A 20,802-nucleotide genomic window follows, 5' to 3' on the forward strand; every position below is an offset into this window, starting at 1 on the left:
AATCCCAGCCTGGTGAAAGATCATGGCGTCGACTGAAACTGAAAAAGAAAGATCGTCGTTCCCGACGGTGATCGTGCTCGCTGCGATTCTGATTGTGGCTCTCCTGACATGCGTGCCGTATCTCGTCACGATCGCGCTTGCGGAGGCGGCGGTGGAGCGCGCGAACCCCGACGCGTCGCCGATCTTCGGTGTCACGATTCCGCCCGGCTACAAGCAGTGGGAGTTGATCGCGCCGGCCGAAGAGGCCGCGCCGCTCGACGAGCTTCGCGCTGTCGTCGGCAACCAGACCGCAATCGACGCCTATCAGGCCGGAAAGCTTCCGTTTCCCGACGGTACCATGCTGGTCAAGCGCGCCTGGAAGCGGAAGCAATCGCCGGAATTCGCATCCGCAACGATTCCGGGCGCTGCCACCACCGTGCAGGTGATGGTCAAGGATTCCAAAAAATATGCCGCGACCGGCGGCTGGGGCTTCGGCCGTTTCATCAACGGCAAGCCGGTCGACGAAGCCCAGCACCGCACCTGCTGGGGCTGTCACGAAGCTCGTGCCAAGAGCCGGGATTACGTATTCACCCGGCTTGCGCCGTGAACCCCCCGGAAACGATCGTGTCGAAGACCTGGTTCATCAGCGGCAGCTCGCGCGGACTCGGCCGCGCGCTCACGGAAGCCGCGCTCGCGGCGGGAAATCGTGTTGTCGCTTCCGCGCGCGACACGGTTCCGCTCGAACCCTTGCGTGAACGTTTCGGGGAGCGATTGCGGCTGACAAGACTCGACGTGACCGATGATGCCGCCGCGCAGGCCGCAATCGGTCTCGCCGTGGAGGCGTATGGCGACATCGATGTGGTCGTGAACAACGCCGGTTACGGCGAGCTCGGATCGGTCGAGGACACCGGCCTGGCGTCTTTTCGGCAGCAGATCGAGGTCAATCTGATCGGCACCATCATCGTCACCAAGGCGGCGATCCCCGTGCTGCGTCGTCAGCGCCACGGCCATATCGTGCAGGTCTCGTCCGTTGGCGGACGGATCGGTGCTCCCGCCCGCGCCGCCTATTCCGCGGCGAAATGGGGCGTCGAGGGCTTCTCGGAATCGCTGGCGCGCGAGATGGCGCTGATTGGCGTGCACGTGACGATTGTCGAGCCCGGCGGCTTCAGGACCGGCTTCGCGCAGACCGCGCACGCGGCCGGAGAGGGGCGTGCCGAGTATGATGCCGTCGTCGGCGCCGCTGTCAGGATGCAGCGAGACTACGACGGCCGTCAGCCCGGCGACCCCGCGAAGGCGGCAGCAGTTCTCCTGAAGCTCGTCGGGATGGATCGGCCACCCTTGCGCATCGCGCTCGGCAGCGATGCCGTCAACGCCATCTCCGCGACTGACCGGCAACGCCTCGAAGAGCTCGAGAGCTGGCGCGCACTCAGCGTGTCGACGGACTACTGAAGCGTTTCACTCCGCCGCCACCATCTGCTGTGTGCGCCACTGTCCGAGGAGGGCGCGCAGCGACGCCGGCTTCACCGGCTTGTTGAGTACCGCGATCCTCTCGTCGCGCGCGGCGACCTGAACGGCAGGGCTGCGATCGGCGGTGATCAGGATCGCGGGGATGGTGTCGCCGAAGCGGCGGCGGATGTCTCGGATCGCAGCGATGCCGTTGCCGCGGTCGAGATGATAGTCGACGAGCAGGCCGGTGACGCGGCGGCCGGCGGCCTCCATGGCAGCCATGGCGCCTTCGGGATCCGTGACCGCGATCACCTCGGCGTCCCAGGCTTTCATCAGCGTGCGCATGCCGTCGAGGATCGCGGCGTCGTTCTCGATGCAGACGATCAGGGCGCCCGAGATCGGCGTGCGCGCCAGCGGCGTCGCGCTGGTCACCGCGGCGGTGTGGGTGATCGCCTTTGCCGTCGGCACCGTCACCGAGAACACCGAGCCGCCGCCTGTATTGGAGTCGATGGCGATGCCGTGGTTGAGCACGCGCGCCAGCCGCTCGACGATCGACAACCCAAGCCCGAGCCCGCGTGCGATCCGCGCGCCCTGCTCCAGGCGGTGGAATTCCTTGAAGATCTCGCCGCGCTTGACCAGGGGGATGCCGACGCCGGTGTCGTAGACGCAGATCTTGAGCGAGGGCCCTTGGCGGCGGCAGCCGACCAGCACGCGGCCGCGCGGGGTGTATTTGATCGCGTTGGAGATCAGGTTCTGAAGCAGGCGCCGCAGCAGCAGGCGATCGGACTCGACCGGCAGCGAGCAGGGCACGAAAGCGAGCTCCAGATTCTTGGCGCGCGCGATCGGTGCGAACTCGATCTCCAGCGATCGCATCAGATCGGCCATCTTGAAGCTCGAGATCGAGGTCGTCATCGCGCCGGCGTCGAGCCTGGAGATGTCGAGCAGCGCGCCGAGGATCTCCTCGATCGCCTGGAGCGATTCGTCGATGTTCTCGACCAGCCGTGTTTCCTCGCCGCTGTGCTGGCGCTCGACCAGGCTCGTGACGTAGAGCCGCGCCGCGTTCAGCGGCTGGAGAATGTCGTGGCTGGCGGCGGCGAGGAAGCGCGTCTTGGAGATGCTGGCGTCTTCCGCGGCGCTCTTGGCCAATGCGAGTTCGGAGTTCAGCCGCGTCAGCTCCTCGGTGCGGTCGCGCACGCGCTTTTCCAGAGTTGCGTTGGCGCGTTCCAGCGCTTCGGCCGCCTCGAAGGTGGGCGTAACGTCGGTGAAGGTAATGACGAAGCCGCTGCCGGGCATGCGGTTGGTGAGTACCTCGATCACCATGTGGCGTTCCGGCAGGCGTTCGAGATAGGGCTCGCCCTCGGTGGTGTAGGCCGCGAGCCGCCGTTCGATCATCGCTTCGCGCCCGGCCGGATCATCCGGATCGCTCACGCCCATGAATTCCAGGATCTCGCGCAAGGGCGTGCCGAACTGAATGAAATGCGGGGGCACGTTGAGGAGGTCGCCGAACTGCCGGTTGGAGCAGATCAGCTGCAGATCGGCGTCGAACACCGCGATGCCCTGCCGGACATGGTTGAGCGCGGTCTGGAGGATCTCGCGGTTGAAGTGCAGCGCTGCGTGAGAATCGTCGAGCAGTTTCAGCGCGGCCTTGGCGGAGACAGTCCGCTTGCGCAGCAGCAGCGACATCACGAGGCGCGAGGACGCGGCCCCGATCGAGGAGGCAATCAGGTGCTCGGCATGTTGCAGCAGCTCGAAATCGGCGGGTGCCCCGGGCTCGATCCGGACATTGCGCCGCGCGGAGAAGGCCTCGAACGAATGCCGCGCGCGGTCGGGCCCGAGATATTGCGCGACCGTGGTCTGGATGTCCTGCACCGTCACGGTGGTGCGCCAGCGCCGGAAGCTCGGCGAGATCGGCGCGAGCGTGTTGGGCACGAACAGATCGGCCTGCACCAGCTCGATCGATGATGGCCGGCGCGCCAGCGACAACAAGACATAGGTGAGGACATTGAGCGACAGCGACCAGATCACGCCGTGCATCAGCGGCGGCAGATCGGCGCCGAACAGCGCCTGCGGCCGCAGTGCCTCGATCCCGAACGGGCCGTGCTGGAGCAGCAGGATGCCCGACGTCGAGGAGTCCATGAAGCTCGGGATGAACAGCGTGTAGAGCCACACCGCGAAGCCGACGAGCATGCCGCCGATGGCGCCGCGCGCGGTCGCCCGCCGCCACAGCAGCCCGCCGAAGAAGCTCGGTGCAAGCTGCGCGATGGCGGCAAAGGAGAGCAGGCCGATCGCGGCAAGCTGGGTGTTGCCGAGCGCGCGGTAGTAGAAATAGGCCATCACCATGATGGCGAAGATCGCAAGCCGCCGCGAGCGCAGCAGGAAGTCGCTGAAATCGGCGCCGCCGGTGCGTCCCTCCGGCCGCCGCTGCAGCACCAGCGGCACGATGAGGTCGTTCGAGACCATGATGGAGAGCGCGACGCATTCGACGATCACCATCGCGGTCGCCGCCGACAGGCCGCCGACGAACACGGCGACGCTCAGCAGGTCCGCGCCGCCTTCCATCGGCAGCGCCAGCACGTACATATCGGGATCCGCCGCGCCGAACGGAAAGCTGACCAGGCCGGCGATCGCGATCGGGATCACGAACAGGTTGATGGCAACGAGATAGAGCGGAAATAGCCAGCGCGCGCGGCCGACCTCGGCGTCGCTGGAATTCTCGACGACGCTGACATGGAACTGGCGCGGCAGCAGCATGATCGCACACAGCGACAGCAGCGTCATCGTGAGGAAGTTGCCGATCGACGGCGAATAGTTGATGGCACGCACCGCCTCCGGCGTCTTCATCGCGCGCTCGATCAGCTCGTGCGGCGAGAACATCCAGAAGGTGACGAAGATGCCGGCGGCGAGGAAGGCGACCAGCTTGATGATGGATTCCGTCGCGACCGCCAGCATCAGGCCGTGCTGGTGCTCGGTGGCGTCGGTCTGCCGGGTGCCGAACAGCACGGCGAAGGCTGCCATCGCCAGCGTCACCATCAGCGCCACGTCGCCGACGATCGGGATGTGGGAGAAGGCCTGGTCCTCGCTCAGGATGGTTTCGAGCGATGACGCGACCGCCTTCAGCTGGAGCGCGATGTAGGGCACCGAGCCGATGATCGCGATCAGCGCCACGGTCGCCGCCACCGCCTGGCTCTTGCCGTAGCGCGCGCCGATGAAGTCGGCGATCGAGGTGATGTTGTGGGCCTTGGCGAGCTGGATCACGCGGCGGAGCACGCCGGCGCCGAGACCGATCATCAAGATCGGGCCCACATAGATCGCCAGGAAGTCGGTCGAGGTGCGAGTGGCGAAGCCGACCGAGCCGAAGAAGGTCCAGGAAGTGCAGTAGATCGCCAGCGACAGCGGATAGATCAGCCCGGACGCGCGGCCGCGCCCGGCCGGCGAGCGGCGGTCGCCATGGCTCGCCACCAGGAACAGGAAGCCGATATAGCCGAAGGCGGCGGCGATCACGCCCCAGTCGTGCAGCATGGCGAGCGTGCTTCTCCCAAGGCGCGGCAGCGCCCGACGTTCTCAAGGCGCAGTCGCGCCCGGTCTCATTTTCTCAGCAAATCTAGCGCGTTGGGCAGGCGCAAGCGACAGCGAAATGCCGGGTGGAGCCGGGAACTGCAGGTGTCGTTAAGGTGGTCGGCGAGCGGCCGGCTCTTACCCTCCCCCTCCAGGGGAGGGTGAGAGCGAAGCCTACTCCGCGGCCAGCGACTTTTCGCGCAGCGGCAGACCCAAGCGGTCCCACACCTGCAAGAGGGCTTCGGCGAGCCGATCGATCAGGCCGTCGTCGTGATAGGGCGAGGGCGTGATGCGCAGCCGTTCGGTGCCTTTGGCGACCGTCGGATAATTGATCGGCTGAATGTAGATGCCGTGCTCTTCGAGCAGCAGGTCGGAGGCCTGCTTGCACTTCTCGGCATCGCCGATGAACAGCGGCACGATGTGGGTGTCGCTCGACATCACCGGCAGGCCGGCGGCGTTGAGGATCGCCTTGACGCGCGCGGCGCGGTCCTGGTGGCGCTCGCGCTCCCAGTTCGAGGTCTTCAGGTGCTTGATCGCCGCGGTCGCGGCCGAGCAGATCGCCGGCGGCAGCGCGGTGGTGAAGATGAAGCCCGGCGCATAGGAGCGCACGGCGTCGATGATCTGGCCGTTGGCGGCGATGTAGCCGCCGAGGCAGCCGAACGCCTTGGCCAGCGTGCCTTCGAGAATGTCGATCCGATGCATGACGCCGTCACGTTCGGCGATGCCGCCGCCGCGCGGTCCGTACATGCCGACGGCATGAACTTCGTCGACATAGGTCATCGCGTTGTACTTCTCGGCGAGATCGCAGATCTTCGCGAGCGGGGCGACGTCGCCGTCCATGGAATAGAGGCTCTCGCAGGCGATCAGCTTCGGCCGGTTCGCACCCGCAGCCTTCAGCTTCTCCTCGAGGTCGGCGAGGTCGTTGTGGCGGAACACGACGCGCTCGCAGCCGGACTGGCGGATGCCTTCGATCATCGAATTGTGGTTGAGCTCGTCCGACACGATCAGACAGTTCGGAATGAGCTTGGCGATGGTCGCGATGCCGGTCTGGTTCGAGACATAGCCCGAGGTGAACAGCAGCGCGGCTTCTTTGCCGTGGAGATCGGCCAGCTCGGCCTCGAGCTGCACCAGCGGATGATGCGTGCCGGCGATGTTGCGGGTGCCGCCTGCGCCGGTGCCGACGCGCGTCGCGGTCTCGACCATGGCGCCGACCACCTTCGGGTGCTGGCCCATGCCGAGATAATCGTTGGAGCACCAGATCACGACGTCGCGCTTGCCCTTGGGCGAATGCCAGAGCGCATGCGGAAACCGGCCGGCGATCCGCTCGAGGTCGGCGAACACGCGATAGCGCCGTTCGGAGTGGAGGCGATCAAGGGCGGAATTGAAGAACTGGGCGTAATCCATCGGCGAAACCTGCAACGGAACCGGACCAAGGGTCGCATCTTCTTAGAGCTTTTCCAGCTCCAATGTCTATGCGCTATCCCACATTTGGCCACGAGGGGCATTTGGGCAAAATGCCCTATCGTGCGATTTGAAACTTGATCCCGATCAAGTTCGCGCGAGATGGCAATATTGCTCTGCACCATCCGTCTCTCTCTCTCCGCGTTCTTACGGGGAGAGGCGAAGGCTCATGTCGTCCTGAACTGGAGCACGCCGTCCTTCGTCTCGGCCGTCAGCCGGCCCTCGACGATCATGTAGTTGACGTGGGCGACGAGCTCGCCGGCGGCAAAACCCATCTGGTGCTCGTCCAGCACGTGCTTGTTGAACACGACAGGTACCAGGGCACGCGAGGTCTGCGGCACCTCGCGGCAGGCTTCCGCGATCAGGCTGCAGCGCTCCTCGTGATGGTCGGCGAGCTGCTTGATGCGGGTCTTCAATCCGTAGAACGGCACGCCGTGGCCGGGTAGTACCAGCAGGTCATAGGGCAGCGTGGTGGTGAGGCTTGCGAGCGAGGCCAGATATTCGCCGAGCGAGTTCTGGTCGGGCTCGACCGCCCACACGCTGACATTCGGCGAGATCTTGCTGAGCACCTGATCGGCGGAGAGGAACAGCTTGTCGTCGGCGCAATACAGCATCACCTGGTCGAGCGCGTGGCCGCCCCCGGTGATCACCTTGAAGCGGCGTGTGCCGATCACGACCTCGTCGCCATGCGAGATGCGGCGGTAGGACGGCGGCAGCACCGAGACACGCTTGAGATAATCCTGGCCGCGGCCGAGCAGTTTTTCGGTGAGCGACTCGTCCATGCCGTGGCGGCGGAAGAACAGCCGCTGCGCCTCGCGCCGTTCTTCGGTGCCGCGGTTCTGATGATAGACCGATTGCAGATATTCGACCTGCGACATCACCAACGGGCAGTTGAAGCGGTCGACGATCCAGCCCGCAAGGCCGACATGATCAGGGTGCGAGTGCGTGACGATCAGGCGCGTGATGTTGACGCCCTTCAGCGGTCCCTCGAACAGCCTGGTCCAGGCCTCGATGGTTTCCTCGTTGCCGAAGCCGGCGTCGATCATCGCATAGCCGTCGCCATCGGCGAGCAGGTAGATGTTCACGTGGTTGAGGCGGAACGGCAATTTCAGCCGCGCCCACAACACGCCGGGCCGGACCTCCACGACCTCTTCGGGGCCGGGATGCTGGTCCCAGGGGTACCGCAGTGCCTCGGCCGAGGACTGCGCGGTGTCGGTTTTCGCGTTCATGTTATCGGCTTAAACCCACCGCGCGCGGCGCGCCAGCCGAAAAAGGACGCGAGGCGCTGCCCGCATAGCGGTCATTCCCGGGCCGTTTTCCGTAGCCCGGATTGCGTTCGCCACCCGGGCTGCGGGACGGCGGCCTACGCCGCCCGCATGTTGTTGAGGAACGCATCGATCTCGCCGCGCAGCAGGTCGGCTTCGCGGCGGAGTGCGTCGGAGGCACCCAGCACCTGGCTCGCCGCAGTACCGGCCTCGGCGGATGCCGTGGAGACGCCCACGATGTTGCTCGAAACCTCGCTGGTGCCGCCGGCGGCATGCTGGATGTTGCGGGCGATCTCGCGGGTGGCCGCGCCCTGTTCCTCGACCGCGGCCGCGATCGTCGTCGTGACATCGTTGATCTCGCCGATGATCCGGCCAATGCCCTGGATGGCGCCGACTGCCGAGGTCGTGACCGACTGCATGCTGGCGATCTGGGTGCGGATCTCTTCCGTTGCCTTCGCGGTCTGGCTCGCGAGGCTCTTCACCTCGGACGCGACCACCGCGAAACCGCGGCCGGCCTCGCCCGCGCGCGCCGCCTCGATGGTGGCGTTGAGTGCGAGCAGATTGGTCTGCGAGGCGATGGTCTGGATCAGGTCGACGACGACGCTGATGCGGCTCGCGCCGTCGGCGAGGCTCTGCACCGTGGCGTCGGTCGCGCCGGCCTCGTCGACCGCCTTCTTGGCGATCTCCGCCGAGGTGACCACCTGGCGGCTGATCTCGGCGATCGAGGACGACAATTGCTCGGTGCCGGCCGACACCGTCTGCACGTTGACCGAGGTCTCCTCCGCGGCGGAAGCGACCGCGTTCACCAATGCGTTGGACTGGTCCGCGGTGTTCGACATGCTCTGCGCGGTCGACTGCATCGAATTGGCCGACTGCGCGAGATTGTCGAGCGCATTGCGCACCGTGCTCTCGAACTCTGCGATCCTGGCTTCCATGCGCGCGGCACGCTCGGCCTTGGCCGCGCGGTCCTTGTCCTGCTCGCTGGACATCGCGCGGGCCTCGATCATGCTCTCGCGGAACACCTGCAGCGTGTTCGCCATCACCGAGATTTCATCGTTGTGGTTCTTGGAGCGGTAGGTTTCGGTCTCGAGGTCGCCGTTCGCGAGCAGCTGCATGGACTGATGCAGCGCGCCGATCCGGCGCAGGATGTTGCGGCCGACATAAAGCCAGACGAACAGCGCCGAGCCGACCAGCATCAAGGCGCCCAGCGCCAGCATCGCGGTGGTGGCGAACGAGATTTCCTGGCGCGCCTGGAAGGTCGACGCGTTGGTCTCCTTCTGCACACCCTCGACGAGCTGCTGCACGCTGATGCCGAGGCCGACATTGAGCTTGCGGGTCTCGTCCAGGATGGTCTGGCCGTAGTCGATGGAGTCGAGCTCCTTCTGGCGGATCTTGAACACGCCGGTCTTGCCTTCGCCGAAGGCGAACAGCTTCTGCACGGCGTCACGCATCGCCTGCATCGAGGCCACCTTGGGCAGGTCCTCGAGGTTCGACTTGACGCGGTCGCGCGTCGCCTTGAATTCCTTCTCGATCACTTCCAGCGTGTCGCTGTTGGTAGCCGAGAGCGCTGCCATCATGTCGGCGGCCATCAGATTGCCGTTGGCGGAGACCATCGAGATCTGGGCGACGGTGCGGGCGGCCTCGGTGGCATCGTCGGCGGAGACTTCCGCCGCGCTCAAAATCGCGTTCAGACGTGTCTGTGCATCGAGCATCGCGGGGCCGGCCGCGCCGACGAAGGCGAGCTGGGCCTTGCGCAGCGCTTCGTATTGCTTGTCGTGCAGTGCGCCGGTGTCGAGCCGTTCGCGGGCCGCCGAAACCAGGCTCTGGGTCGCCTCGTCGATGCTCTTGGCGGTGTCCTGCAGCGCGGTCGCGGTCTGCTTGTCGGCGCCGAGCTCGATGATCTCGCCGAGCTTCGCCATGGCGAGCTGCTGGATGTCCTTCACGCTCTTGGTGCGCTCGTTCAGCGCCTCATCGGAGGGCGATGCCAAAAGGCCCGGGCCCTGGGCTGCGAGCGTTGCGCTCTGCGAGGCGAGCTGGAGGCTGGCGGAGAGGCGCGGGATGTCGCGGCCGCTCAGATCCATCATGGTCGCGCCAAGATGATTGAAGACGAAGCCGGCGCCGGCTGCGATCACGAGGCCCATGCCGGCGATCAAGGCGAAAGCGGCGAACAGGCTGCCGCGCACGCCCCACCTTGGCATCTTGAAACGAGGCTTGAGACGGCCAAGAACACGGCCCAGACGGATCGCCATCGGAATTCCCCCACTCGTGATCTTTATATTTTCGCGGTGGAGTATCCTCAGCCCGGGTTAAAAAATCGCAAGTTGCACAATCGGTTGCATCTGTTCCGCATAGCGAAAAAAGAAAGGGCCGGCAGATTGCCGGCCCTTGGTGATGCAGGAGATTTTCGTCGGGCGCGATCAGTAGCGCGCGACCGCCGAGTTGGCCCAGTTGAAGCGGTAGTTGAGGCCCGCCTTGATGGTGTGGTCGTCGGTGGTGAAGTTGCCGGTGCCCGCCAGTGGGCCCGCGGTGAAATGCGCGTCGCCGAAATTGTAGTACTGGTACTCGGCCTTGGCCGACCAGTTCGGGGCGAACATGTATTCGAGGCCGGCACCGACGGTGTAGCCGTTGCGGTGGTCGCCATCGATGATGAAGCCGGTCGGCACGCCGCCGACGGTCACCTTCTCGTTGTTGTCGGAATAGGCGTAGCCGCCCTTCACGTAGAGCAGGCCGGGACCCCAGGTGTAGCCGACGCGGCCGGTGATCGAGCCGAGGCCACGCTGGTCGTTGGTGTAGGCAACGCCGCCCGGGAACACCGCGCCGACGCTGCCGGAAAGCCAGGAATACTGGCCTTCGACGCCGACCACGAAGTTCGGGTTGAACTGCCAGTCCGCACCGACCTGCACGCCGCCGAGGAAACGGCCGTTGCCGTTGTTACCGGTGGAGAGGCCGTTGAAATTGTTGTCGCTGGAGAACGCACCGCCGAGATGCGCACCGAGGTAGAAGCCGGTCCAGTTGTAGATCGGCGCGGCGTAGGCCGGCGCGGGCGCCTTGTAGTAGTTGCGGTTACCGAGATCGGCACCGATCGCCGGTGCGGCAGCGCCCACCACGAGCAGTGCGACGGTCGCAAACAGAATCTTCTTCATGGTCTTCAACTCCAACACTCTAGGTCCCCGGAAGGCGCCGTCCGCGCCGTCATTGGTTTTGCAGATAGCTCGCTTTTGACGAAAATGCTGTCACATCCATGGCACAGCCACGGCTAAGCTAACTTATTGGGTTGTAAATGATTTTTGTGCTTAATGGCGGCTTAAGAAGTGGTGAAGGAAGGCTTAACTTCGCAAGCCTCGGGTAACTTGTGCGCGCCTTTCGTTAACCAAGACGCCGCCGCGCCTCATCGCGCATCTGCTCGCGGAAGGCCGCGCGCTTGGCGGGCCGGTCTTCCTCGCGCACGTCGTGCCGATCGAAGATGTCGAACTTCTCCAGGATCGGATAGCGCTCGCTCGCCATCGCGAGCACGCGCAGCACCTTGGTCGCCTCCACGGTCGGCCCGCTGACCTCCCAGCGCCGGATGGTGTCGGCGCCGCCCTTCTCCGGCAACCCGCAAAGCCTGGCCATGTCGGCCGCGGTGAGCTGGCGCGCGAGCGCGTCGGAGAGGTCGTTGCGAAGTTGCTTAAGTTCGGCGCCGGTCATGCGGTGTGCGTCCAGGGAAGTCGCTGAAGGCAATGCACTAGCGCTGATTCGGGTCCATCCGAAGGCGGCCATGACCGTGCTAGTCTTCCGCGGCCGGTTCAGCGTCAGCGAAGGGATATCCCATGCCCGTGTTCAAGCTGCCCTTGTCGGGGGACGTCGTGCAGTCGATCAACCCGATCACGTCGTTCTTCAGCCCGACCGGCGGCCAGTTCGGTCTCGTCAACATCACGGTCGGGCAATCCTCGGCACCGGAGGTCGAGAAGGATCTGCTGTCGGATGTCGGCAGCTATGGCAAGCAGATCGGCCAGATCGGAGATGCGCTGCTCGTGGTCATCGAGCATCTGGAAGCGCTCGGCGACAGCGCCCTCGGCGATGACAAGGCGGTGTCGGTCTTCAAGGAACTGATGCATTCGGTTGCATCCGTGAAGGAACGTCATGGCCGTCACGCGTGCCGGCCGCGACGACGGTGACCTCGTGCCGTTGCTTCGGCACATACGCGCGCGCACGGAGTTATGAACGCGTGCCTATGGAAATCTGCCGAAGGATGAACACTTGGCACGAGGGGCCCTGGCCACGGAGGGATAAGCCATGACAAGCGTCAAACTCGCGATTGCCTTACTCATCACTGCCGGACTGCTTGCTCCCTTCGCGGCCAAAGCGAAGAAGCACCGGTCTGGCCGCTATTACAGCACGCGTACGGTGGCCCCGGCCTATGGCGGAGCCGGATCGCTGGCGGCGCAGCCGAGGGCGTCCTACGGATCGTCCGGACAGACGGTCGGCACCGTTACGGCGCCATCGATCGGAACGTACAATTGGCCGTCGGTCGGCGTGACCAACGCGGTCCCGACCTGGAGCAACACCAATCCGCGATGATGAGCGATCGCGCCGCTCGTCAGCCTTCCGCGCCGCCCTTTTCAATGCCGAACACAAGGCAGGTCGTCGTCGCATGCGCGAGCAGCCGGCCCTTCGTGTCGGTGATGCGCGCTTCGGCGGTGGCGACGCGGCGGCCGGCGTTCAGCACGCGGCCTTCGGTGCGGATCGTCCCGCTGGCCTCGCTCATGCCGCGCACGAACGAGATCTTGAATTCCAGCGTCGTGTAGCCGGTGCCCGCCGGCAGCGTGGTCTGCACCGCAAGCCCCATCGCTGAATCCAGCAGGATCGCGGCATAGCCGCCGTGCACCGAGCCGATGGGGTTGTAGTGACGCAGGCCCGGCACGCTGTGAATCGTGACCACGCCGGGTTCGGCCGTGCAGTCGAACGGCTCGACGGTCTGCATGATCGGCGGCTCCGGCAATTGCCGTGCGAAGATCGCGCGGACGAAGTCGAGCCCCGGCATCGCTGCCATCACCTCGATCGGTACGACGCCATATTCTGCCGCCTGCTTGCCGGATGTGTCGTCAGCCATCGCCAGCCCCAAACTCTCAATAAGATGATAAATATCATATTATGAGGGGCGTGGCGGAGTCAAAGGACAGCTCTCGGCGCGACCAACCGGACCGCGCGCTGTTTCCGTCGAAGGATCTCCGGGCTCAGGCGCCCCGGCCGGTCTGTTGACCGAACACGCAGCGCCATCCCGCCAGCCGCTCGGCCGGATGCTGGCTCATCCATTCGGCGAGCTGCGGCGCGCCCATCAGGCAGGACTGCATCGAGACATTGGCGAAGTCCGATGTGGTGACGATCTGCTCGTGACAATTCGCTGGCGAGGAAAGGCTGCACAGCACCGCGACGATCTTGATCACGCCAGATTTCCCACATCTCCGCCGACCACGCGGCCGATCGATGCCGTGTCCTGCCGCGCGTCCGCCGGATCAGCCGGCGGAAAGATGCTGTCATAGATCGCCCGCGCCTCCTGGATGAGGCGAATGCGCTCGCGTTCGGACTTCGAGACAAACTGAATAACCTGGCCCATGTCGGCTCCAATAGATCGCTAGATCCATCATCAAATGACGGAAATCATTCCATGCTGAGGTGGGGTGGCGGCTTCTGTTTTTCAGCTGTGCACGCGGTCACAAGGGATAAAATGCCCGTGACCGTACGACTACGGGTGGGATGAACACCGCGCAAATGCGCCGTCCTGCTACGGCCGGTGCGTGCCCTCGCGGCATCGTAACGGAGTGTTGAGACCGGCAGCCAGGACCAGATGCGGCACATTCCCGCCTGTGTGAAGTTATTGAATTGCTCATTGCTCGAGCCGTTCGACAACTGAATGGCCGGCGCAATCGAGGGACCGCCTCGAAAGGACTAGCCATGACGAGAACGAAACGTTCTATTGCCGCCCTCATCGCCGTCGGATTTGCGGCGTCCCCATTCGCCGCAAGCGCGCAGACATCGGGAACGGGCGCACAAAACAGCACGCACAGCACCCCCGGAGCGCCGGTGCAGCAAGGCACGATTGGAAGTTCCGGGCAGACCGTCGGGACGGTGACGGCGCCGTCGGTCGGAACATCTACTCAGCCGTCGGTCGGCGTCACCAACTCCGTCCCAACCTGGAATAGCACCAATCCACCGGCGAGGTAGCTGCCGCGACTACTCGCTCACGCCGCCGGCGCGCGTTCCTTGCGTCCCGGCACCGCGGCCAGCAGCTCGCGCGTATAGGCGTGCTCCGGCGCGGCGAACAGCTGCGCGGTCGGCTTCAGCTCGACGATCACGCCGCGCTGCATCACCGCGATGCGGTCGCAGATTTGAGCGGCGACGCGCAGATCATGGGTGATGAACAGCATCGACAGGCCAAGGCGCGCCTTGAGATCCTCGAGCAGCCTCAGGACCTGTGCCTGGACGGAGACGTCGAGCGCGGAGACGGCTTCGTCGGCGACGATGATCTCGGGCTCGAGCGCGAGAGCGCGCGCGATGCCGATGCGCTGGCGCTGGCCGCCGGAGAATTCGTGCGGGTAGCGGTCGAGCGCGCCGGCGTCCAGGCCGACCATCTTCAGGAGATCGCGGGCGCGGTCGAAGGCGACCTTCGGGTCGGTGCCGGCTGCGATCGGGCCGTCGGCGATGATGTGACCGACCTTGCGCCGCGGGTTGAGCGAGGCGAACGGGTCCTGGAAGATCATCTGGATACGATGACGTTCGGCGCGCAGCGCCTTGCCAGAGAGCGAGGTGAGTTCGGTGTCGCCGATCCACACCGTGCCGCGGTCGGCCTCGATCAACCGCATGACGAGGCGCGCCACCGACGATTTGCCGGAGCCGGATTCGCCAACGAGGCCGAGCGTCTCGCCCTTGAGGATGTTGAAATTGACCTCGCGCGCGGCGTCGACGCGGCGTTCCTTTCGAAACCAGCCGCCTGAAGTGACGTAGGTCTTGTCCAGCCCGATGACCTCGACGGCCCTGGCCTGGTCGTCGAGCGGCTGGCGTGCCGGCGGGTCTATCGACGGCACTGCGGCGAGGAGCGCCTTGGTGTAGTCGTGCTGCGGGTTGTTGAAGACGGTCGCGGCGGGGCCTTCCTCCACGACCTTGCCATGGCGAAGCACCACGACCTGGTCGGCGATGTCGGCGACGACGCCGAAATCATGGGTGATGAACATCACCGCCATGTTGCGGTTGCGCTGCAGGTTGCGGATCAGCTTGAGGATCTGCGCCTGCGTGGTGACATCGAGCGCGGTGGTCGGCTCGTCCGCGACAAGCACGGCCGGTTCGAGTGCGAGCGCCATCGCGATCATGGCGCGCTGGCGCTGGCCACCGGACAGCTGGTGCGGATAGGCGCGAACGATTCGTTCAGGGTCGGGCAGACCGACCTCGCGCGCGAGCGACAATGCCTTGGCGCGCCGCTCTCTCGGCGTCAGCAGGCCGTGGGCCTCGAACATTTCCGCCATCTGGTCGCCGATCCGCATCAACGGATTGAGCGCGGTCATCGGCTCCTGGAAGATCATCGCGAGCCTGCGGCCACGCAGATCGCGCCAGCCGTCCTCGTCGAGCTTGAGCAGGTCGCGGCCCTCGAACATGATCTCGCCGGAAGTAGTGGAGACCGTGTCGGGCAACAGGCCCAACAGCGCATGCGCGCACATCGATTTGCCGGAGCCGGACTCGCCGACGACGCAGACGATCTTGCCGGCGTTCAGGTCGAGCGAGATACCATCCACCGCGAAGGGACGCTCGGCCCCCTGGGGCAGTGCGATCTGCAGGTTCTTGATGGAAACGGTGGCTGGCGCGGCCATGGTCAACGCCCCTCGCGCGACAGGCGCGGATTGAGCGCATCGTTGAGGCCCTCGCCGATCAGGTTGAGGCCGAGCACCGAGATCAGGATGGCGACGCCGGGAAACACGGTGATCCACCAGGCCTGGCGGATCACGGTGCGGCCGGCGCCGACCATGTAGCCCCAGGAGATCAGATTGGGATCGCCCAGGCCGAGGAAGGCCAGCGAGGATTCCAGCAGGATCGCGGTCGCCACCATCAGCGAGGCCAGCACGATCACCGGCGACAGCGCGTTGGGGAGGATCTCGCGCAGGATGATCCAGGTGTTGCTCTGGCCGGTGACGACGGCGGCCTGGACGTATTCGCGCGTGCGCAGCGACAGCACCTCGCCGCGGACGAGGCGGGCGACCGGCGGCCAGCTGACCACCGCGATCGAGGCGACGATGGAGTAGATCGACGGCTGCAGGATCGCGACCAGCACGATCGCCAGCGCGAAGCTCGGAATGGTCTGGAAGAACTCGGTGAAGCGCATCAGGGCGTCGTCGACCTTGCCGCCGAAATAGCCGGCCATGGCGCCGATCGGCACGCCGACCACCAGCGCCACCAGTGTCGAGACCAGGCCCACGAGCAGCGACACGCGTGCGCCGAAAATCATGCCGGCGAAGACGTCGCGGCCGAGCGCGTCGGTGCCGAGCGGCACGGTCGAGAGCGTGAAAGGCGGCAGGAACGGCCGCTGCACCATGCGCCAGGGCGAATTCGGGAACAGCATCGGCCCGAACAATGCGACCGAGATCGCGAGCAGGAGGATGATGAGCCCGATGACGCCGCTCGGGCTGCGGAGCATCGATTTCCAGAACTGTTTCATGAGGCGAATTCGATGCGCGGATCGACCAGGCGATAGACGAGGTCGGTGATGAGGTTGAAGATCAGGACCATGGCCGAGCAGATTACGAAGACGCCGAGCAGCAGATTGTAGTCCCGCTGCAGCAGCGCATCGTACATCAGGCGCCCGATACCGGGCCAGGCGAACACGGTCTCGGTGATGACGGCGCCGCCGATCAGCGTGCCCGAATGCACGCCGGCGAGCGTCACGACGGGCAGCAGCGCGTTTCGCAGCACATGGCGGCGCTGGATCACGGCATCGGTCAGGCCCTTTGCACGCGCGGTCTTGACGAAGTCGAGCCGCTTGACCTCCAGCATCGAGGCGCGCGTCATGCGGGTGTAGGTCGCCATGAAGAACAGGCCGAGCGTCATTGCCGGCATGATCAGGTGCGCACCGACGTCGAGCGCGTGCGCGAAGCCGGTGAGGTTGGCGCCGACGGTCTCGTAGCCGAAGCTCGGCAGCCAATCCATCGTGACCGAGAACAGCAGGATGCCCATCAGCGCCACCCAGAAGATCGGCATGGCGTAGAAGATCAGCGCAAAGACGGTGATGGCGGTATCGAGAAACGTCCCGGCAAAGCGCGCGGCAAACGTTCCGAACAGCACGCCGAGCATCAGCGAGATCGCGAAGGCCGTCAGCGTCAGCAGCAGCGTCGCCGGCAGCCGCTCGGCGATCAGCTTCACGACCGGCGCCTGCTGACGGAAGGAGAAGCCGAGATCGAGGGTGACGACGCCCTTGACGTAAATGAAGAGCTGCTCGGGCAGCGGCTTGTCGAGACCGAACTTTTCCCGGAGTTGCTTGACAAAGACCTGGTCACTGGCGCCGGCCTCGCCAGCCATCACGACCGCGGGGTCGCCTGGCGCAAGGCGGATCAGGAAGAAATTGAGGACGACGATCGCGAGCAGGACGATCACGCCCTTCACGACACGCTGAGCGACGAAGGAGAGCATCTAGAGGTTCTTATAAGGTAACGTGACCCTTGGCCACGGGAGCGGTGCGCTCCCTCGCCCCGCTTGCGGGGAGAGGGGTGGGGTGAGGGGGACTTTCCGCGAGGGCGGTGAGAATTGGACTCGTGGAGACTTCCCCTCACCCGAATATGCGCTTTGCGCATATTCGACCTCTCCCCGCAAGCGGGGAGAGGTGAAGAACCAGCTCGTCACTTGTCGAGCCATGCGTCCTTGAAGCCGTCATTGACGCCGATCCCGGTGGTGATCAGGTTCTTGACCTTGCAGCGGGTGATGGTCGGGAATTGCAGCTCGAGCATCCAGGCCACCGGCACGTCCTCGACCAGGATCTTCTGCGCCTTCTCGTAGATCTCCTTGCGCTTGGAGTCCGGCGTCGCGACGGCGCCATCGGCAAACAGCTTGTCGATCTCGGGGTTGGAGTAACCCTCGACGTTGTTGAACACCTGGCCCTTGGCGATGTTGCTGGAGATGTAGTTACGGCCGACGCCGAGCGCCGGGTCGCCGTACTGGTAGAGGTAGGTGAAGGCGATGTCGTAGTCCCAGTCGCCGATCTTCTGGTTGCCGCCGGCAACGTCGGTGGCGATGGTCTCGATGTTCATGCCGACGTCCATGAGGTTCTGCTTCACCGCTTCACCCCAGCGCTGCCAGGTCTCGCCATAGGCGAGCGGCAACAGTCGGATCTTCTCGCCCTTGTAGCCGGCTTCCTTCAGCAGGGCCTTGGCCTTGGCCGGATCGTACGGATATTTCTTCACGTCGTCGGTGTAGTACTTGATGGCCGAGGACGAAGGGCCAGTCGCAACCTTGCCGAGCCCGTTCCAGATCACGTCCTTGGCGAAGTCACGGTCGATCGCATACATGATCGCCTGCCGCACCCGCTTGTCGGCGAGCGGACCCTGACGGTTGTTCAGCCACAGCCAGGCCAGCGGCGAGAAGAACTCCCAGCCGGCGCCGGTGACGCAGGTGTCCTTCAGCTTGGACAGCCGCGGCACGTCGAAGTTCTCGACCGAGCCACCGGGCAGCACGTCGACCTTGCCGGTCTCGTAGGCCACCGAGCGCGCGGCTGCGTCGGGGATGATCTGCCAGTAGATCTCGTCGATATAGGGCTTGCCCTTCTCGTAATAGTTCGGGTTCTTGACCAGGCGGATGAACGAGCCCTTCTGCCATTCCTTGAACATGAAGGGGCCGGTGCCGACCGGCGCGTTGTTGTAAGGGTTGGTCTTGAAGTCGGTGCCTTCATAGAGATGCTTCGGCACCATCGGCATCGAGCCCACCTCGAAGATGCCGAGGAACGGGCCGAACGGCTGCTTCAGCGTGAACACCACCGTGTAGTCGTCCGGCGCCTCGACCTTGTCGACCTGCGCGAGGTTGGTGCGGGCGCGGGCGTGGGTCTGCTTCAGCATCTCGATCGAGAACAGCACGTCCGCGGCGGTGAAGGGCTTGCCGTCATGCCAGGTAACGCCCTTCCTGAGCTTGAAAGTATAGGTCTTGGCGTCCTCGCTGACGCTCCAGCTCTCGGCGAGCTCCGGCTGCGGCTCGAGCTTGGGGCTGTAGCGAAGCAGGCCCTCGAAGATGTTGCCTGACACCATCTGGGTCGGACCGTTCTGGATCATCGCAAGCATCAGGCCGGGCGGCTCGGGCTGGATCACCGCGTTGATCACACCCCCTGTTTTCGGCTCTTGCGCCAGTGCCGAGGCCGTGAGGCCGCAAGCCAGAAGGACACCAAGCAACACTCGTTTTGACATGTCGTATCTTTCTCAAGCGAGACCAGCCGCAAACGCTTCGCACGTCATGGCGCGCAAAGCTACGGCAGGCCCATCCCAGTCCCCATCCGATATCGAGGCTCACACAGTCTCATTCGGCGCCGCAAGATGAAAGTCTCGACAGCGTTCGCACAAAAAATGTACAGCGCGTCCTGTTTTCACTTGATTCATGATCTTGCCGCGGAGACAAGTCGGCCATGGACAATGCCACACGCTCCGAACGGTCCCGCAACGCCGCGCTCGAGGCGGCGATCGCGATCATCGCGCGTGACGGGCCCGGCCGGTTGACGCTCGATGCGATCGCGCGCGAGAGCGGCCTGAGCAAGGGCGGCGTGATGCATCAGTTCCGCACCAAGGAGGCGGTGCTCAAGGCGTTGCTCGATCGGCAGATGGCGCATTTCGAGGAGTTTTCGAACGATTATCACGCCAAAGTGGGCGCGACGTCTGTGAACCCCGAACTTGCCACCCAGCTTGCGACCGTGCGGGAAGCCGCCAGTGCGCCGAATTCGGCGGCGCTGGCGCTGGTTGCGGCCATGGTCGAAAATCCGGAATTGATGTCGCTGCCGCGCGAGCGCGAGATGAAGCGTGTTGCGGCGATCAAGGCCGAGGCGGCCGATCCGGATCTGGCGCTGTTGCGCTGGGCGGCGGCGAGGGGCCTGCTGCTGAGCGGCCTGTTCGGCATGTCTCCACTCAGCAAGGCGGAGCATGATCGGCTGTTTGCGCGGCTGCTCGACGACAAGCAGTGGACCGGCCTCGAACAGCCGGCAGCCCCCCGCCCGGCGAGATCCGGCGCAGCGAAGGCAGCGACCCCGCGCAAGCGCAGCTGATTCATCGTTACGAAGTCCTGCCTGCGACTGCCCAAATCCGCGCCTGCGGCCAAATGTGCCACGCGGAGTTTACAAACCGTCCAGTCGGTTTTATAAATGGAAACACTGAGACGGCCCGAGGCTTCTGACATGGCCCCGGACGATGCCATGGGCCGGCGTTGGTGAGCGCCGCAGCCGCGTCTGGTCCCTGAAGGCGGTTGCGGTCGCCATCGCCTGTCCCGAGCGCCGCAACTGAACTGACGCCGCGACCCAACCAACGAAAGGTGCTGCCGATGAACTTTCTCCTTCGCTTTCTGCTGCGCGTCGCGATCACGATCGTGATGATGGTTCTGGGAGGGCGAGCCGGCGTGGGCGCGCAGGCCGATCCCAGCGGCACCTGGCTCGTCGAGGACGGCCGCGCCCGCGTCCGGCTCGAGCGCTGCGGGCCGTCGCGCGACCGCATCTGCGGCTTCATCGTCTGGATGAAGGAGCCGGCCGACAAGCACGGCCAGCCCTATCGCGACAAGGAGAATCCAGATCCCGACAAGCGGGCCCGTACGCTGCGCGGCCATCAACTCATCATGGGCCTGCAGGCGACGCCCGACGGGCACTTTGCCGGCGAGATCTACAACGCCGAGGACGGCAAATTGTATTCGGTCTCGCTGTGGCGCGACTCCGCCGACCGCCTCAAGCTCAAGGGCTGCCTGATCAAGCTGCTGTGCCAGACCCAGACCTGGCAGCAGACCCTCGACGTCCAGCCCGGCCAGCTCGTCGGCCTGACCGGCGATCTCAACGGCCCGCGCGCGGACAGGGAATGGGCCGCCGTGCTGGCCCCGAAGCCGATGCAGGCGAAAGCGAAGTAGG

At 65.1% G+C, this 20,802-nt stretch carries 20 protein-coding genes; 7 read left to right on the forward strand and 13 right to left on the reverse strand.

Annotated elements, in window-relative coordinates:
* Positions 1 to 22: 22 nt before the first annotated feature.
* Complete coding sequence (locus tag FNV92_RS03920) at positions 23 to 586, forward strand: cytochrome P460 family protein (protein ID WP_143842103.1); 564 nt, start codon at positions 23 to 25, stop codon at positions 584 to 586.
* A gap of 17 nt (positions 587 to 603) precedes the next feature.
* A complete protein-coding gene (locus FNV92_RS03925) occupies positions 604 to 1,428 on the forward strand; it encodes an SDR family NAD(P)-dependent oxidoreductase (protein ID WP_143842101.1) in 825 nt (274 codons plus the stop codon).
* A 6-nt stretch (positions 1,429 to 1,434) separates the two neighbouring features.
* On the opposite strand, the gene FNV92_RS03930 is transcribed toward FNV92_RS03925, so the two are convergent.
* From FNV92_RS03930 to FNV92_RS03955, 6 genes are all read right to left on the reverse strand, one after another.
* Positions 1,435 to 4,944, reverse strand: a complete 3,510-nt coding sequence (locus tag FNV92_RS03930) for a PAS domain-containing hybrid sensor histidine kinase/response regulator (RefSeq protein WP_143842099.1) — start codon at positions 4,942 to 4,944, stop codon at positions 1,435 to 1,437.
* A 210-nt stretch (positions 4,945 to 5,154) separates the two neighbouring features.
* Positions 5,155 to 6,384, reverse strand: a complete 1,230-nt coding sequence (hemA, locus tag FNV92_RS03935; protein WP_143842097.1) for a 5-aminolevulinate synthase — start codon at positions 6,382 to 6,384, stop codon at positions 5,155 to 5,157.
* 224 nt (positions 6,385 to 6,608) lie between these two features.
* Positions 6,609 to 7,670: an MBL fold metallo-hydrolase gene (locus tag FNV92_RS03940; protein WP_014439448.1), complete on the reverse strand. Its 1,062-nt coding sequence runs from the start codon at positions 7,668 to 7,670 to the stop codon at positions 6,609 to 6,611.
* 134 nt (positions 7,671 to 7,804) lie between these two features.
* Positions 7,805 to 9,955 (reverse strand): methyl-accepting chemotaxis protein, encoded by a 2,151-nt coding sequence (locus tag FNV92_RS03945; protein ID WP_143842096.1) that lies wholly within the window; start codon positions 9,953 to 9,955, stop codon positions 7,805 to 7,807.
* Positions 9,956 to 10,123: 168 nt separating this feature from the next.
* Positions 10,124 to 10,849: an outer membrane protein gene (locus tag FNV92_RS03950; RefSeq protein ID WP_014439450.1), complete on the reverse strand. Its 726-nt coding sequence runs from the start codon at positions 10,847 to 10,849 to the stop codon at positions 10,124 to 10,126.
* A 223-nt stretch (positions 10,850 to 11,072) separates the two neighbouring features.
* Positions 11,073 to 11,393: a hypothetical protein gene (locus tag FNV92_RS03955; protein ID WP_143842094.1), complete on the reverse strand. Its 321-nt coding sequence runs from the start codon at positions 11,391 to 11,393 to the stop codon at positions 11,073 to 11,075.
* 122 nt (positions 11,394 to 11,515) lie between these two features.
* Between FNV92_RS03955 and FNV92_RS03960 the strand changes: the two genes are divergently transcribed.
* Together FNV92_RS03960 and FNV92_RS03965 are read left to right on the forward strand one after the other, a co-directional pair.
* Positions 11,516 to 11,863 (forward strand): hypothetical protein, encoded by a 348-nt coding sequence (locus tag FNV92_RS03960; RefSeq protein ID WP_143842092.1) that lies wholly within the window; start codon positions 11,516 to 11,518, stop codon positions 11,861 to 11,863.
* Positions 11,864 to 11,981: 118 nt separating this feature from the next.
* Positions 11,982 to 12,266 (forward strand): hypothetical protein, encoded by a 285-nt coding sequence (locus FNV92_RS03965; protein ID WP_143842090.1) that lies wholly within the window; start codon positions 11,982 to 11,984, stop codon positions 12,264 to 12,266.
* Positions 12,267 to 12,285: 19 nt separating this feature from the next.
* Here the strand turns inward: FNV92_RS03965 and FNV92_RS03970 are convergent, their stop codons facing one another.
* From FNV92_RS03970 to FNV92_RS03980, 3 genes are all read right to left on the reverse strand, one after another.
* Complete coding sequence (locus FNV92_RS03970; RefSeq protein WP_143842088.1) at positions 12,286 to 12,798, reverse strand: PaaI family thioesterase; 513 nt, start codon at positions 12,796 to 12,798, stop codon at positions 12,286 to 12,288.
* 124 nt (positions 12,799 to 12,922) lie between these two features.
* Positions 12,923 to 13,132, reverse strand: a complete 210-nt coding sequence (locus FNV92_RS03975; RefSeq protein ID WP_014439455.1) for a hypothetical protein — start codon at positions 13,130 to 13,132, stop codon at positions 12,923 to 12,925.
* Positions 13,129 to 13,302 (reverse strand): hypothetical protein, encoded by a 174-nt coding sequence (locus FNV92_RS03980; RefSeq protein WP_168213364.1) that lies wholly within the window; start codon positions 13,300 to 13,302, stop codon positions 13,129 to 13,131. Before FNV92_RS03980 ends, FNV92_RS03975 begins: the two co-directional genes overlap by 4 nt.
* A 338-nt stretch (positions 13,303 to 13,640) precedes the next feature.
* Between FNV92_RS03980 and FNV92_RS03985 the strand changes: the two genes are divergently transcribed.
* Entirely contained in the window at positions 13,641 to 13,910 is a 270-nt protein-coding gene (locus FNV92_RS03985) for a hypothetical protein (RefSeq protein WP_143842087.1), read from the forward strand.
* 17 nt (positions 13,911 to 13,927) lie between these two features.
* Here FNV92_RS03985 and FNV92_RS03990 read toward each other — a convergent pair whose 3' ends face one another.
* From FNV92_RS03990 to FNV92_RS04005, 4 genes are all read right to left on the reverse strand, one after another.
* On the reverse strand, positions 13,928 to 15,547 hold the full coding sequence (locus FNV92_RS03990) for an ABC transporter ATP-binding protein (RefSeq protein WP_168213363.1): 1,620 nt from the start codon (positions 15,545 to 15,547) through the stop codon (positions 13,928 to 13,930).
* Between the two features lie 2 nt (positions 15,548 to 15,549).
* Positions 15,550 to 16,389 (reverse strand): ABC transporter permease, encoded by an 840-nt coding sequence (locus FNV92_RS03995; RefSeq protein WP_041748019.1) that lies wholly within the window; start codon positions 16,387 to 16,389, stop codon positions 15,550 to 15,552.
* Positions 16,386 to 17,357: an ABC transporter permease gene (locus tag FNV92_RS04000; RefSeq protein ID WP_014439459.1), complete on the reverse strand. Its 972-nt coding sequence runs from the start codon at positions 17,355 to 17,357 to the stop codon at positions 16,386 to 16,388. Before FNV92_RS04000 ends, FNV92_RS03995 begins: the two co-directional genes overlap by 4 nt.
* A 206-nt stretch (positions 17,358 to 17,563) precedes the next feature.
* A complete protein-coding gene (locus FNV92_RS04005) occupies positions 17,564 to 19,114 on the reverse strand; it encodes an ABC transporter substrate-binding protein (protein WP_143842083.1) in 1,551 nt (516 codons plus the stop codon).
* Between the two features lie 215 nt (positions 19,115 to 19,329).
* Here FNV92_RS04005 and FNV92_RS04010 point away from each other — a divergent pair, with 215 nt between their 5' ends.
* Together FNV92_RS04010 and FNV92_RS04015 are read left to right on the forward strand one after the other, a co-directional pair.
* Complete coding sequence (locus tag FNV92_RS04010; RefSeq protein ID WP_143842081.1) at positions 19,330 to 19,959, forward strand: TetR/AcrR family transcriptional regulator; 630 nt, start codon at positions 19,330 to 19,332, stop codon at positions 19,957 to 19,959.
* A gap of 272 nt (positions 19,960 to 20,231) precedes the next feature.
* Positions 20,232 to 20,801 carry a DUF2147 domain-containing protein gene (locus FNV92_RS04015; RefSeq protein WP_143842079.1) on the forward strand — a complete coding sequence of 190 codons (570 nt, stop codon included), beginning with the start codon at positions 20,232 to 20,234 and terminating at the stop codon, positions 20,799 to 20,801.
* Position 20,802: the final 1 nt, after the last annotated feature.

This window comes from Bradyrhizobium cosmicum (assembly GCF_007290395.2).
Taxonomy (GTDB): Bacteria; Pseudomonadota; Alphaproteobacteria; order Rhizobiales; family Xanthobacteraceae; genus Bradyrhizobium; species Bradyrhizobium cosmicum.